Raw genomic sequence first — 12378 nt, 5'->3', positions numbered from 1 at the left:
AATGTTGCGCGTGAACAAGCTGGGTCAATCACAGTCTGTTCTGCATCGAATATTTATTTGCCGGGGCGCCATTGGCGCGTCGCTACCGTGAGATAGCCGTCCTCCATGTTTGGTTCCAACGACGACAAGAAGACCCCAGCTGCGGCTGGCGAGAAGAAAAGCCTGTTCGGATGGCTGCGCAAAAAGCCGCAGGAACCCGCCGTCGAACAGCCACAACCCATTCCTGAGCCAGCGCCTGTCGCGGCTGCGGTAATAGAAGAAACGCCCGCGCCAGTGGTCCTGCCGACTGCCGAGCCGGTGCTGCAACAGCAGGCCGAACCTGCCCGCGAAATCATCGGGCAGCCGCTGATTACCTCTGCCGAGCCATGGTTGACCCTACCTGTGGCGGAAGAGCCGGTGGCGCTGGTCGAGAATGATTTGGCGCCCCATGTGACCCCGCCGATTCCGGCCCCGGCAGCGTTCACGCCGGCACCGGTCCATGCGCCTGTGGTCGAGCCGGTGGTGGCACCCGTCGTTGTGGCTGCACCTGCACCTGTACCTGCACCGGTTGCTCCGCCCGTCTTAGCCCCGGTAGTCCCGGTTGTTGCAGCAGCTGCTCCCGTCCCGGCTCCGGTCGAAACCCCGGCCGCGCCGGCACGCACCGAAGAAACCAAGGCCGGTTTCTTTGCCCGTCTCAAGCAAGGCCTGTCCAAGACCAGCGCCAGTATTGGCGAAGGCATGGCCAGCCTGTTTCTGGGCAAGAAAGTCATTGATGACGAGCTGCTTGAGGATCTCGAGACGCGTTTGCTGACCGCTGATGTCGGTGTAGAAGCCACGTCGGTGATCATTCAGCGTTTGACGCAGAAGGTCGCGCGCAAAGAGCTGGCCGACGCCAATGCCCTGTACAAATCCCTGCAGGCCGAACTGGCCGCCATGCTCAAGCCTGTCGAGCAGCCGCTGAAAGTCATCTCGCAGAACAAGCCGTTCGTGATTCTGGTGGTTGGCGTCAATGGTGCCGGCAAGACCACCACCATCGGCAAGCTGGCGAAGAAACTGCAGCTGGAAGGCAAGAAAGTCATGCTGGCGGCCGGCGATACCTTCCGTGCGGCGGCGGTGGAGCAGTTGCAGGTCTGGGGCGAGCGCAACAAGATCCCGGTGATCGCGCAGCACACTGGCGCTGACTCGGCTTCGGTGATCTTCGACGCCGTGCAGGCCGCCAAGGCTCGTGGCATCGATGTGCTGATCGCCGACACCGCCGGTCGCCTGCACACCAAAGACAACCTGATGGAAGAGCTGAAAAAAGTTCGCCGGGTAATCGGCAAGCTCGACGCCGATGCACCGCACGAAGTGCTGTTGGTACTTGATGCTGGCACCGGCCAGAACGCCATCAACCAGGCCAAGCAATTCAACCAGACCGTTGAACTGACTGGCCTGGCGCTGACCAAGCTCGACGGCACCGCGAAAGGCGGGGTAATTTTCGCCCTGGCCAAGCAATTCGGCCTGCCGATTCGCTACATCGGCGTCGGTGAAGGCATCGACGATTTGCGTACCTTTGAAGCAGAACCCTTTGTCCAGGCATTGTTTGCCGAGCGGGAGCGTTCATGATTCGTTTCGAACAGGTCGGTAAGCGCTACCCGAACGGTCACGTCGGCTTGCATGAGCTGAGCTTTCGAGTCCGTCGTGGCGAGTTTCTGTTTGTCACCGGCCATTCCGGCGCCGGTAAAAGCACACTGTTGCGCCTGTTGCTGGCCATGGAGCGCCCGACCAGCGGCAAGTTGCTGCTCGCCGGGCAAGACCTGAGCACCATCAGTAACGCGCAGATTCCTTTCCTGCGTCGGCAGATCGGCGTGGTGTTCCAGAATCACCAGTTGCTGTTCGATCGCACGGTGTTCAATAACGTCGCGTTGCCTTTGCAGATCCTGGGCCTGTCCAAGGCCGAGATCGCCAAGCGCGTGGACTCGGCACTGGAGCGCGTGGCGCTGTCGGATAAAACCGATCTGTACCCGGGCGACCTGTCCACCGGTCAGCAACAGCGCGTCGGTATCGCCCGCGCCATCGTCCATCGTCCGGCTTTGTTGCTGGCGGACGAACCGACCGGTAACCTCGACCCGCGTCTGGCCGCCGAAATCATGGGTGTGTTCGAAGACATCAACCGTCTGGGTACCAGTGTGCTGATTGCCAGTCACGACCTGGCCCTGATCGCTCGCATGCGTCACCGCATGCTGACCCTGCAACGCGGCCGATTGATCGGCGATGGGGAGGCTGCCGTATGAGTGCTACCCGCAGCCCGAAGGTTTCCGAGCGCGTGGCCCCGAAAGCCGCCGATCCGCAACCGCAAAAGAAAAAACACGACGATGACGACGGGCCGGACTTCGCCACGTTGTTCCGTGCCTGGATCGAAAGCCATCGTGCCAGCCTGGTGGACAGTCTGCGGCGCTTGGGCAAACAACCCATCGGTAGTTTTTTCACCTGCATGGTGATGGCGGTGGCCCTGAGTTTGCCCATGGGCCTGTCACTTTTGCTAAGTAACGTCGAGCGTCTGGGTGGTTCCTGGCAGCGCGCGGCACAGATTTCCCTGTATCTGGAAATCGAGGCGAGCCCGGCGCAAGGCGAGGCGTTGCGCGATCAGATCAAGGGCATGCCTGGCGTCGCCGATGCCGAATATGTTGGCCGGGAGCAGGCGCTGGAAGAGTTCCAGCAACAGTCCGGTCTGGGCGAGGCGCTCAAGGAGCTGCCGGAAAATCCGCTGCCGGGCGTGGTGTTGGTAACGCCGACTGAAGTCGACAAGCCGGCCCTTGAAGCATTAAGACAAAAACTTTCCGAGTTGCCAAAGGTACAGCAGGCGCAACTTGATTTAGTCTGGGTCGAGCGTCTGGCCGCCATCCTCAAGCTGGGTGACCGTTTTGTCTTCGGTCTGACCGTGCTTCTGGTTTCTGCATTACTTTTGGTGATAGGCAATACCATTCGTCTTCATATTGAAAACCGCCGCACAGAGATAGAAGTGATTAAACTGGTTGGCGGCACTGACAGCTATGTACGCAGGCCCTTTCTATATATGGGCGCGTTGTATGGCTTCGGTGCGGGGATTCTGTCTTGGGGCGTACTGGCGTTCGGTCTTGACTGGCTGAACGACGCGGTGGTGGGGCTGGCCGGTTTGTATGGCAGTGACTTTGCGCTGGCTGGAGTGCCAGTTGCCGACGGTCTGTCTCTCTTGCTTGGCGCGGTGCTGTTGGGGTATATCGGTGCATGGATTGCAGTCGCACGCCACCTGAGGGAGCTTGCGCCTAAGTAGTATCATTTTGCTCGTATTGACCTTTCAGCGTTTTTGGGAACTTGTCTTTCGGTTTCCGGTCAATTTTCGCAGTGCTGAACTGCACGAGTTTGTAAGTCGGAGGTTTTTTCGTATGACCAATTCTTTGCAACCTGCATATGCTCTGGTCCCGGGTGCGAACCTGGAGGCCTATGTGCACACCGTCAACAGCATTCCATTGCTGTCGCCGGAGCAGGAGCGTGAACTGGCCGAGAGTCTCTATTATGAGCAGGATTTGGGGGCGGCTCGGCAGATGGTGCTCGCCCACCTGCGTTTTGTCGTACATATCGCCCGTAGCTATTCCGGCTACGGTCTGGCTCAGGCTGACCTGATCCAGGAAGGCAACGTCGGCCTGATGAAGGCCGTGAAGCGCTTCAACCCGGAAATGGGCGTGCGCCTGGTGTCCTTTGCCGTGCACTGGATCAAGGCGGAAATCCACGAGTTCATCCTGCGCAACTGGCGCATCGTGAAAGTTGCGACCACCAAGGCCCAGCGCAAGCTGTTCTTCAATCTGCGCAGCCAGAAGAAACGACTGGCCTGGTTGAACAACGAGGAAGTCCATCGCGTAGCGGAAAGCCTGGGTGTAGAGCCTCGGGAAGTGCGCGAGATGGAAAGTCGCCTGACCGGCCATGACATGGCCTTCGACCCGGCTGCCGAAGCGGACGACGACAGTGCATTCCAGTCGCCGGCCAACTATCTGGAAGACCACCGGTACGACCCGGCGCGTCAACTGGAAGACGCCGACTGGAGCGACAACTCCAACCACAACCTGCACGAAGCGCTGGAAGTGCTGGACGACCGCAGCCGTGACATCCTCTACCAGCGCTGGCTGGCGGAAGAAAAAGCCACGCTGCACGACCTGGCGCAGAAGTACAACGTGTCGGCTGAGCGTATTCGCCAACTCGAGAAGAGCGCGATGAACAAGCTCAAGTTGTCGATCGCCGCGTAAGCTGCGTACCCGCAATAAAAAACGCCCCGATCAATGATCGGGGCGTTTTTTATTGCGCGCAGTTCTGCTTTTGCAGGAGCTGGCTTGCCAGCGAAGGCGCTATATCTGACACACCGAGTCGTCTGATTCGCTGGCAAGCCAGCTCCTACAAAAGCCTCGTCAGTCCTTCCAGGGTGCCCGGCGCGAATCGTTGAGGCCTGCCAGATAGCTATCACCACCGAGCTGACTCATCTGCCGTCGTATCCAGCCCGCACGCCGTGCGACGTAAGAGGTCGGATGGCTGGCGCTCCACACTCGCGGGTTTGGCAACACTGCCGCCAGCAAGCTGGCCTGTTGGCGGGACAAGGAGCGGGCGCTTACACCGAAGTGATATCGGGCTGCTGCCTCTGCACCAAACACCCCTTCATCCCATTCGACGCTATTGAGATACACCTCAAGAATCCGCTGCTTGGGCCAGAGCACTTCAATCAGCGCGGTAAACCAGGCCTCCAGGCCTTTGCGTAGCCAGCTGCGGCCGGACCACAGGAACAGGTTTTTCGAGACTTGCTGGCTCAGGGTGCTGGCGCCGCGGATCGAACCGCCGCGCTCGTTATGGGCAAACGCCGCCTGAATCGCGCCGATATCGAAGCCCCAGTGCTCGGAAAACTTCTGGTCTTCCCCGGCAATCACGGCGACTTTCAGGTCATCGGAGATCTCGTCCCAGGGTTTCCAGGTCCGTTGCAGGTCAATGGGTTCGCCATCGAACCAGGATTCGATCTTGCGCTCGACCATCAGCGCCGTCCCCGGTGGCGGCACCACGCGAAAGATCAGCACCAGCAATACGCTGCCGCCCATGAACCAGAGCACGGCCTTGGTGAAAAGACGAAAATAGATACGCAGCATATAGATGGCTTGGCCGAACCCGTTGAGCGGGCCATTATACAGACCCTGTTGATCGAGTCTGACTGGAGTTCTGCATGCTGCGTGGCTTTCTGATGCTGGCTGCTTTTTTCGGCTTCACCGGTGTCGGCCTTGGGGCCTTTGCCGCCCACGGCCTGAAAAACCGTCTGACACCTGAATATCTGACGATTTTTCATACCGGCGTCACCTATCAGCTGGTGCACACCCTGGCGCTGCTGGGCGTGGCGCTGCTGGCCACGCAAATTCCCGGCCGTTTGCTCACATGGGCCGGCGCATCCTTTGCCATCGGCATCCTGCTGTTCTCCGGCAGCCTGTATCTGCTCACGCTGACCGGCATCAGCAAGCTTGGCATCGTCACCCCGTTCGGCGGCCTGGCCTTCCTCGCGGGCTGGCTCTGCCTGGGCCTCGCCGCCTGGCGACTGACGTGATCTTGTGGGAGCGAGCTCGCTCGCGATGGACGTCAACGATAACGCTGGAAACCTGACACCCCGAGGTGTTTTCGGGGCCATCGCGAGCAAGCTCGCTCCTACAGGGCCCCATTACAGACGAATGGCTTGGGTCGACCTGACTGATCGGGCTAGAATGCCTGCCCCTAAAAATGATGGCGGCATCCGGCATGCGCATTCAGTTGAACGGCGAATCCTTTGAACTGCCCGACGGTGAAACCGTTGCGGCCCTGCTGACCCGTCTGGACTTGACCGGACGCCGGGTGGCGGTCGAACTCAATCTGGATATCGTCCCGCGCAGCCAGCACGCAGACACCACGTTGAACGACGGCGACAACGTCGAAGTGGTGCACGCCATCGGCGGCGGCTAGTGGCCTCGGCCGATTGGCCGCAGAATTCTGCAAGAACCTCACCCCTACAGAGGATTTCCCATGAGCATCGTTCGTAGCGACAAGCCCTTCGTCCTGGCCGGTCGTACTTACCAGTCGCGTTTGCTGGTCGGTACCGGCAAGTACCGTGACATGGAAGAAACCCGCCAGGCCATCGAAGCCTCGGGTGCCGAAATCGTCACTTTCGCCGTGCGCCGCACCAACCTCGGGCAGATCGAGGGCGAGCCGAACCTGCTTGAAGTGCTGTCGCCGGATCGCTACACCTTCCTGCCGAACACCGCCGGTTGCTACGACGCTATCGAGGCCGTGCGCACCTGCCGCCTGGCCCGTGAGCTGCTCGATGGCCATAACCTGGTGAAGCTGGAAGTGCTGGCGGATCAGAAAACCCTGTTCCCCAACGTGATCGAAACCCTCAAGGCCGCCGAAACGCTGGTCAAGGAAGGCTTCGACGTGATGGTCTACACCAGTGATGATCCGATCATTGCCCGGCAACTGGCGGAAATCGGCTGCATCGCGGTCATGCCGCTGGCCGGTCTGATCGGTTCGGGCCTGGGGATCTGCAATCCGTACAACCTGCAGATCATCCTCGAAGAAGCGAAAATTCCGGTGCTGGTGGATGCCGGTGTCGGTACCGCTTCCGACGCCACCATCGCCATGGAACTGGGTTGTGATGCGGTGCTGATGAACTCGGCCATCGCCCACGCCCAGCAGCCGGTCATGATGGCTGAAGCCATGAAACATGCGATCGTCGCAGGCCGCCTGGCCTACCTCGCCGGCCGTATGCCGAAAAAACTCTATGCCAGCGCCTCTTCGCCGCTGGATGGTCTGATCAAGTAAGAGCCATTGATGACTGAATCGAACGACACGCCTATCCAGACGGAAGAAGGCGACGAGCGCCAACACCGCCGCATCAAGAGTTTCGTGATGCGCGCCGGGCGCATGACCGAAGGCCAGCAACGCGGTCTGGAGCAGGGCGCGCCGCTGTTCGTGCTGCCGCTGGCCGACGCGCCGGTGGACTTCGACCAGGTGTTCGGTCGCTCGGCACCGCGCTCGCTGGAAATCGGTTTCGGCATGGGCCATTCGCTGCTGGAAATGGCAGCGGCGGCGCCGGATCAGGATTTCATTGGCGTCGAAGTGCACCGTCCAGGTGTCGGGGCGCTGCTCAATGGCGTGCTGACCCAGGGTTTGACCAACCTGCGGGTTTACGATTGCGATGCCATCGAAGTGCTCAACCGCTGCGTGGCCGATAACAGCCTCGATCGCCTGATGCTGTTTTTCCCGGACCCGTGGCACAAGAGCCGTCACCACAAGCGCCGTATCGTTCAGGCGTCATTCGCCGAGCTGGTGCGCAGCAAGTTGAAGGTCGGCGGCATTCTGCACATGGCCACCGACTGGGAGCCGTACGCCGAATACATGCTGGAAGTGATGAGCGTTGCGCCGGGTTACCGCAACCTGGCCGAAGACGGCAAGTGCGTACCGCGCCCGGCCGAGCGCCCGATCACCAAGTTCGAACGCCGTGGCGAACGTCTTGGGCATGGCGTGTGGGATCTGAAGTTCGAAAAACAGTCCTAAGACTAACGCAGTAAATCTGTAGGAGCCGGCTTGCTGGCGATGCTATGTCAGACACCTTGATGTTGACTGACACAGCATCGCCAGCAAGCCGGCTCCTACCGTTGTTTCTGCGTATCGGAAATCAGCGGCGGTCTGCGACGACGCCAATCAACACCAGCACTACCAGCAACACCGGCGCCAGGCTGTAGTTGTTGAATTGGCTCAAGCCGCTCACGACCCATGGCGTGGCATAGATCGATGCCGCGCATTGTAAAAACTGTAGGAGCGAGCTTGCTCGCGATGAGTCCGAGAGCGACGCGGGCATTCAGAATCCCCGCGTCATCGTTGACGACCATCGCGAGCAGGCTCGCTCCTAAAGTGGTTTTGTGTTGGTCAAAAAATTCAGCGGCGGTCGGCTACGACGCCGATGAGTACCAACACCACCAACAACACCGGCGCCAGGCTGTAGTTGTTGAACTGGCTCAACCCGCGCACGACCCATGGCGTGGCGTAGATCAGCGCCGCGCCGCTGCCGATCATGCACAGCAGGGACATCAGCGGCACGCGCAAGGCGCCGGCGATGCTGCCCAGGCGCTGCTCGACCCAGCCTTTGAAATCCGCACCGAACAGCACCAGCAGGCAGCCCACCAGGGCCAAGGCGATTTCCGAGAGGTTGCTGCGGCTCCAGCGGGATACTGTGGCCAGCAGGTCGAGTATCAGATCCATTCGATTTCCTTATGTCAGAAATTTCTGCAGCAAGTCGTTGAGGAAGAGCTGTCCGCGCTCGGTGGCCGCCAGACGTGACGGTTCGACCTGTAACAGGCCGCTTTGTTCTGCGTCGCGGCGACCTTCGGCGAGGCTGTCCAGCGTCATACCCGTACGTTCCGGGTACAGCCGCGATTCGACACCCGCGGTCAGACGCAGCGCGTTCATCAGGAACTCGAACGGCATCTCTTCATTGCTCAGCGTTTTCTCGCCGGCCTTGAAGCTTTTCGCCGGATTCAGGTAGTCCTTCGGCAGGCGGGTCTTCCAGGTGCGGATGATGCGCCCGTCCGGGTGACTGAGCTTGCCGTGGGCGCCAGCGCCGATGCCAATGAAGTCGCCAAAACTCCAGTAATTGAGGTTGTGTCGCGCCGGACGACCGGGCAGGGCATAAGCCGAGACTTCGTATTGCGCATAACCGTGTTCGGCCAGCAGCGCTTGTCCGGCTTCCTGGATGTCCCACAGCGTGTCGTCCTCCGGCAGCGTCGGCGGCTGGTTCCAGAACACCGTGTTCGGTTCCAGGGTCAGTTGATACCACGACAGGTGTGTCGGTTTCAGGGCGATGGCTGTGCGCAGGTCGGCCAAGGCATCGTCCAGGGACTGATTCGGCAAACCATGCATCAAGTCCAGGTTGAAGTTGTCGAACCCGGCTTGCCGCGCCATGCCGGCGGCGCGTACCGCTTCGTCGCCGTTGTGAATCCGTCCCAGGGCCTCGAGCTTTTCTTGCTGAAAGCTCTGGATGCCGATCGACAGGCGATTGATCCCCAGTTTCCGGTAGGCCACGAACTTGTCTTGCTCGAATGTCCCCGGATTGGCTTCCAGGGTGATTTCGATGTCGCTGGCAAACGGGATGCGTTGCTCGACGCCCTTGAGCAAGCGACCCAGCGAATCGGCACTGAACAGGCTCGGCGTGCCGCCACCGAAGAAGATCGAGCTCAGCTCACGACCATGGACGGCGTACAGGTCCTGATCGAGATCGGCCAGCAAGGCGTCGACGTACTCCTCTTCCGGCAGCACAGGGCTGGCGGTGTGGGAGTTGAAGTCGCAATAAGGGCATTTGCGCACGCACCACGGGATGTGGATGTACAACGCCAGGGGCGGCAGCACAGGCAAGGCCGCCCGAGGAGATTGCGCGCCACCGAAGATCAGTGGCGACGCGGATGATTCAGAGGTCATTTCAAGCCCAGACGCAGGCGCAGCAGATCCATTGCACGGGCGCGGTGGCTGATCTGGTTCTTGTCGCTCGGGCTCAACTCGGCGCTGGAGCAGTCGCGCTCCGGCACCCAGAACAGCGGGTCGTAGCCGAAGCCGTGTTCGCCGCTGGCCTGGGTCAGGATGCGTCCGTGCCACAAACCTTCGCAGAGGATCGGCAACGGATCATCGGCATGGCGCACCAGCGCCAGTACGCAGACGAACTGCGCGCTACGCTCGGCTTCAGGTACGTCTTTGAGCACGTCGAGCAGCTTGGCGTTGTTCGCCGCATCGCCCTGGCCGTCGGCATAACGCGCCGAGTAGATGCCTGGCGCTCCGCCGAGGAAATCCACCGCCAGCCCGGAATCGTCGGCCAGTGCCGGCAGGCCGGAAATGCGCGCGGCATTGCGGGCCTTGAGGATGGCGTTCTCGACGAACGACAGACCGGTTTCTTCAGGCTCGACGCTGCTGAACTCGCCGATCGAGCGCAAATGCACTGACTCGCCGAGCATGGCCTGGAGTTCCTTGAGTTTGCCGGCGTTATGGCTGGCCAGTACGAGTTGGGTGAAATTCATCATTGGCCGGGGAAAAGCTCTTGTTGGAAACTGATGGTGTTGGTTTTGTCGCCGGTCTGCACCTTGATATCGAAGGTGCGGACTTCCTGCTGATCCACCGGGTATTGCGCAATGTAGTAGATCGCGCCTTGTTCGGTGATCTGTTTGAATTTCAGTGGCACGGCCTGGCTGGTCAGGTCTTTGACCGAGCCGCTCACCTGGGCCATCAGTGGCTTGCCTTCCTTGAGTACCGCAATGTTGATCACGCCCTGGTTCTTGCTGCGGATCAGTTCGGCGGACTTGGCAATGTCCGGGGTCAGGTAGGTGGAGTTGAAGGTGTTGTAATGCACCGTCACGTCACCGAAGGTTTCCTTGCGCTCGCCCTTGATGACGTCGGCGGCCATGGCGGTAACGCTCAGGCAGGCAGTGAGTAGAAATAACGCTAGACGACCCATGATCGTTCTCCTTGAAATAGGGTGGATCAGACCGCGACCTTGTGGTCGGAAAGTCCCGGACTGCTGACGCGGTAGATTCCGATCTCACCTAACAGATTAGGCCATAGCTTACTGGCCCACCCGTGCCGATGCTGTTGATCCACGGCAAGCCGATCAATGACCTTCGCTTCACGTTCGCGACACAAGGCTTCAAAGTCCGCGAAGGTGCAGAAGTGAATGTTGGGCGTGTTGTACCAGGTGTACGGCAGGAACTCGGAAACCGGCATCCGGCCCTTGCTCGCCAGGTACCAGCGGCAGCGCCAGTGACCGAAGTTGGGGAAGGTAATGATGCACTGGCGACCGACGCGCAGCATTTCGTCGAGGATCCTGTCCGGGTAGTGCACTGCTTGCAACGCCTGGGTCATGACCACGATGTCGAAACTGTTGCTGGCAAAGTTGCCCAGGCCCTTGTCCAGGTCCTGTTCGATGACGTTGATGCCCTTGGCCACGCACTCGGCGATGTTGTCCGGGTCGTTTTCCAGGCCATAACCGGTGACCTGCTTGTTATCGCGCAGCCAGGTCAGCAGTTCGCCATCGCCGCACCCGAGGTCGAGCACGCGGCTGCCGGCGGGGATCCATTCCTGGATGATTTCCAGATCAGCTCTCATGGCTTTCTCACAACGTAATGCGGTTCATGTAATTGCCGAATGCCTGCAGATAGCGCGGGATCGGAATCAGGAAGGCGTCGTGGCCTTGCGGTGCGTCGATCTCGAGGTAGCAGACGTCCTTGCGCGCAGCCATCAGTGCATCCACCAGCTCCCGCGAGCGGGCAGGGGAGAAGCGCCAGTCGGTGGTGAACGACATCACGCAGAACTTGGCCTTGGCGCCTTCAAAGGTTTTCGCCAGGTTATCGTCGAAGTTCGCCGCCGGATCGAAGTAATCGAGCGCTTTGGTCATCAACAGATAGGTGTTGGCATCGAAGCGTCCGGAGAACTCTTCGCCCTGATAGCGCAGGTAGCTTTCAACCTGGAACTCGACGCTGTGGAAGTCGTAGTTGAGCTTCTCGCTCTTCAGCCCGCGGCCGAATTTCTCGCCCATGGAGTCGTCGGACAGGTAAGTGATGTGCCCGACCATCCGCGCCAGCATCAGGCCGCGCTTGGGGATCACGTTGTGTTCCTGGAACGAACCGCCGTGGAATTCAGGGTCGGTGAGGATTGCCTGGCGTGCCACTTCGTTGAACGCGATGTTCTGTGCCGACAGCTTGGGTGCCGAGGCGATGGCCAGGCAGTGACGGATGCGGTCAGGGTAGGTGATGCTCCATTGCATCGCCTGCATGCCACCGAGGCTGCCGCCGATCACGGCCGCGAACTGGGCAATGCCCAGACGATCGGCCAGGCGCGCCTGGCTGTGCACCCAATCCTCGACGGTCAAGACCGGGAAGTCGGCGCCGAACGGCTTGCCGGTCTCGGGGTTGATGCTGCTCGGGCCGGTGGAGCCGTTGCAGCCGCCGAGATTGTTCAGGCTGACCACGAAGAACTTGTGGGTGTCGATTGGCTTGCCGGGGCCGATGCAGCTGTCCCACCAACCGGGCTTGCGGTCGTCGGGGCTGTGATAGCCGGCGGCGTGATGGTGCCCGGACAAGGCGTGGCAGATCAGCACGGCGTTGCTCGCCGTGGCGTTCAGCGTGCCGTAGGTTTCGTAAATCAGGTCATAGGCCGGGAGTGAACGTCCACAGGCCAAAGCCAGCGGCTCGCTGAAGTGCGCCACTTGCGGCGTCACCAGACCAACAGAATCGGGGGGGAAGGCAGCTGGCATCGACCCTGCTCTCATTGAAATGAGGCGTAAGTCTAAAGACCGCTGCTCCTAGCAGCAAGCTAACCCTTCCCCCTGTGGGAGCCGGCTTGCCGGCGAAC

At 60.5% G+C, this 12378-nt stretch carries 15 protein-coding genes and 1 pseudogene; 8 read left to right on the top strand and 8 right to left on the bottom strand.

The features are described 5' to 3' along the window. The first annotated feature begins 105 nt into the window (after positions 1 to 105). From ftsY to rpoH, 4 genes are all read left to right on the top strand, one after another. Positions 106 to 1584, top strand: coding sequence for a signal recognition particle-docking protein FtsY (gene ftsY / locus PMI31_RS19385; RefSeq protein WP_008019980.1), 1479 nt, complete (start codon positions 106 to 108; stop codon positions 1582 to 1584). After that, positions 1581 to 2252 carry a cell division ATP-binding protein FtsE gene (gene ftsE, locus PMI31_RS19380; protein ID WP_007975383.1) on the top strand — a complete coding sequence of 224 codons (672 nt, stop codon included), beginning with the start codon at positions 1581 to 1583 and terminating at the stop codon, positions 2250 to 2252. Before ftsY ends, ftsE begins: the two co-directional genes overlap by 4 nt. Beyond that, entirely contained in the window at positions 2249 to 3271 is a 1023-nt protein-coding gene (gene ftsX / locus PMI31_RS19375) for a permease-like cell division protein FtsX (RefSeq protein WP_008019978.1), read from the top strand. The genes ftsE and ftsX overlap by 4 nt, the downstream gene beginning before the upstream one ends. Before the next feature lie 112 nt (positions 3272 to 3383). Next, the gene (gene rpoH, locus PMI31_RS19370) at positions 3384 to 4238 is read left to right on the top strand and encodes an RNA polymerase sigma factor RpoH (RefSeq protein ID WP_007975386.1); all 855 of its coding nucleotides are present in this window, start codon (positions 3384 to 3386) and stop codon (positions 4236 to 4238) included. A 159-nt stretch (positions 4239 to 4397) separates the two neighbouring features. On the opposite strand, the gene mtgA is transcribed toward rpoH, so the two are convergent. Continuing rightward, positions 4398 to 5120, bottom strand: coding sequence for a monofunctional biosynthetic peptidoglycan transglycosylase (mtgA, locus tag PMI31_RS19365; protein ID WP_008019977.1), 723 nt, complete (start codon positions 5118 to 5120; stop codon positions 4398 to 4400). Positions 5121 to 5194: 74 nt separating this feature from the next. On the opposite strand from mtgA, the gene PMI31_RS19360 reads away from it, so the two are divergent. From PMI31_RS19360 to trmB, 4 genes are all read left to right on the top strand, one after another. Further along, on the top strand, positions 5195 to 5566 hold the full coding sequence (locus PMI31_RS19360) for a DUF423 domain-containing protein (protein ID WP_008019976.1): 372 nt from the start codon (positions 5195 to 5197) through the stop codon (positions 5564 to 5566). Between the two features lie 188 nt (positions 5567 to 5754). After that, positions 5755 to 5955, top strand: a complete 201-nt coding sequence (gene thiS, locus PMI31_RS19355) for a sulfur carrier protein ThiS (protein ID WP_007953386.1) — start codon at positions 5755 to 5757, stop codon at positions 5953 to 5955. A gap of 60 nt (positions 5956 to 6015) precedes the next feature. Continuing rightward, entirely contained in the window at positions 6016 to 6810 is a 795-nt protein-coding gene (locus PMI31_RS19350; protein WP_008019974.1) for a thiazole synthase, read from the top strand. A 9-nt stretch (positions 6811 to 6819) separates the two neighbouring features. Next, entirely contained in the window at positions 6820 to 7545 is a 726-nt protein-coding gene (trmB, locus tag PMI31_RS19345; RefSeq protein ID WP_008019972.1) for a tRNA (guanosine(46)-N7)-methyltransferase TrmB, read from the top strand. A gap of 121 nt (positions 7546 to 7666) precedes the next feature. Here the strand turns inward: trmB and PMI31_RS30960 are convergent. From PMI31_RS30960 to metX, 7 genes and pseudogenes are all read right to left on the bottom strand, one after another. Continuing rightward, positions 7667 to 7789 (bottom strand): annotated as a pseudogene (locus PMI31_RS30960) (DUF3392 family protein); the annotation flags it as partial. 137 nt (positions 7790 to 7926) lie between these two features. After that, positions 7927 to 8250: a DUF3392 domain-containing protein gene (locus tag PMI31_RS19335; protein WP_008019970.1), complete on the bottom strand. Its 324-nt coding sequence runs from the start codon at positions 8248 to 8250 to the stop codon at positions 7927 to 7929. 9 nt (positions 8251 to 8259) lie between these two features. After that, complete coding sequence (hemW, locus tag PMI31_RS19330; protein WP_008019968.1) at positions 8260 to 9462, bottom strand: radical SAM family heme chaperone HemW; 1203 nt, start codon at positions 9460 to 9462, stop codon at positions 8260 to 8262. Beyond that, a complete protein-coding gene (gene rdgB, locus PMI31_RS19325; RefSeq protein WP_008019967.1) occupies positions 9459 to 10055 on the bottom strand; it encodes an RdgB/HAM1 family non-canonical purine NTP pyrophosphatase in 597 nt (198 codons plus the stop codon). Before rdgB ends, hemW begins: the two co-directional genes overlap by 4 nt. Next, positions 10052 to 10486, bottom strand: a complete 435-nt coding sequence (locus PMI31_RS19320) for a DUF4426 domain-containing protein (RefSeq protein WP_008019966.1) — start codon at positions 10484 to 10486, stop codon at positions 10052 to 10054. The genes rdgB and PMI31_RS19320 overlap by 4 nt, the downstream gene beginning before the upstream one ends. Before the next feature lie 26 nt (positions 10487 to 10512). After that, the gene (gene metW / locus PMI31_RS19315; RefSeq protein ID WP_008019965.1) at positions 10513 to 11133 is read right to left on the bottom strand and encodes a methionine biosynthesis protein MetW; all 621 of its coding nucleotides are present in this window, start codon (positions 11131 to 11133) and stop codon (positions 10513 to 10515) included. 7 nt (positions 11134 to 11140) lie between these two features. Further along, complete coding sequence (gene metX / locus PMI31_RS19310) at positions 11141 to 12280, bottom strand: homoserine O-succinyltransferase MetX (protein WP_008019964.1); 1140 nt, start codon at positions 12278 to 12280, stop codon at positions 11141 to 11143. Positions 12281 to 12378: the final 98 nt, after the last annotated feature.

Origin of the sequence: Pseudomonas sp. GM55, assembly GCF_000282395.1 — a bacterium.
Classification (GTDB): domain Bacteria; phylum Pseudomonadota; class Gammaproteobacteria; order Pseudomonadales; family Pseudomonadaceae; genus Aquipseudomonas; species Aquipseudomonas fluorescens_CC.
The sequence above is the reverse complement of the archived record's forward strand: the minus strand, read 5'-3'. Positions and strand labels throughout refer to the sequence as shown.

What these genes read in the sequence shown, in the direction of transcription:
- ftsY (WP_008019980.1), top strand. Translation starts at nt 106, where the DNA reads ATGTTTGGTTCCAACGACGACAAGAAGACCCCAGCTGCGGCTGGCGAG.
- ftsE (WP_007975383.1), top strand. Translation starts at nt 1,581, where the DNA reads ATGATTCGTTTCGAACAGGTCGGTAAGCGCTACCCGAACGGTCACGTC.
- ftsX (WP_008019978.1), top strand. Translation starts at nt 2,249, where the DNA reads ATGAGTGCTACCCGCAGCCCGAAGGTTTCCGAGCGCGTGGCCCCGAAA.
- rpoH (WP_007975386.1), top strand. Translation starts at nt 3,384, where the DNA reads ATGACCAATTCTTTGCAACCTGCATATGCTCTGGTCCCGGGTGCGAAC.
- mtgA (WP_008019977.1), bottom strand. Translation starts at nt 5,120, where the DNA reads ATGCTGCGTATCTATTTTCGTCTTTTCACCAAGGCCGTGCTCTGGTTC.
- PMI31_RS19360 (WP_008019976.1), top strand. Translation starts at nt 5,195, where the DNA reads ATGCTGCGTGGCTTTCTGATGCTGGCTGCTTTTTTCGGCTTCACCGGT.
- thiS (WP_007953386.1), top strand. Translation starts at nt 5,755, where the DNA reads ATGCGCATTCAGTTGAACGGCGAATCCTTTGAACTGCCCGACGGTGAA.
- PMI31_RS19350 (WP_008019974.1), top strand. Translation starts at nt 6,016, where the DNA reads ATGAGCATCGTTCGTAGCGACAAGCCCTTCGTCCTGGCCGGTCGTACT.
- trmB (WP_008019972.1), top strand. Translation starts at nt 6,820, where the DNA reads ATGACTGAATCGAACGACACGCCTATCCAGACGGAAGAAGGCGACGAG.
- PMI31_RS19335 (WP_008019970.1), bottom strand. Translation starts at nt 8,250, where the DNA reads ATGGATCTGATACTCGACCTGCTGGCCACAGTATCCCGCTGGAGCCGC.
- hemW (WP_008019968.1), bottom strand. Translation starts at nt 9,462, where the DNA reads ATGACCTCTGAATCATCCGCGTCGCCACTGATCTTCGGTGGCGCGCAA.
- rdgB (WP_008019967.1), bottom strand. Translation starts at nt 10,055, where the DNA reads ATGATGAATTTCACCCAACTCGTACTGGCCAGCCATAACGCCGGCAAA.
- PMI31_RS19320 (WP_008019966.1), bottom strand. Translation starts at nt 10,486, where the DNA reads ATGGGTCGTCTAGCGTTATTTCTACTCACTGCCTGCCTGAGCGTTACC.
- metW (WP_008019965.1), bottom strand. Translation starts at nt 11,133, where the DNA reads ATGAGAGCTGATCTGGAAATCATCCAGGAATGGATCCCCGCCGGCAGC.
- metX (WP_008019964.1), bottom strand. Translation starts at nt 12,280, where the DNA reads ATGCCAGCTGCCTTCCCCCCCGATTCTGTTGGTCTGGTGACGCCGCAA.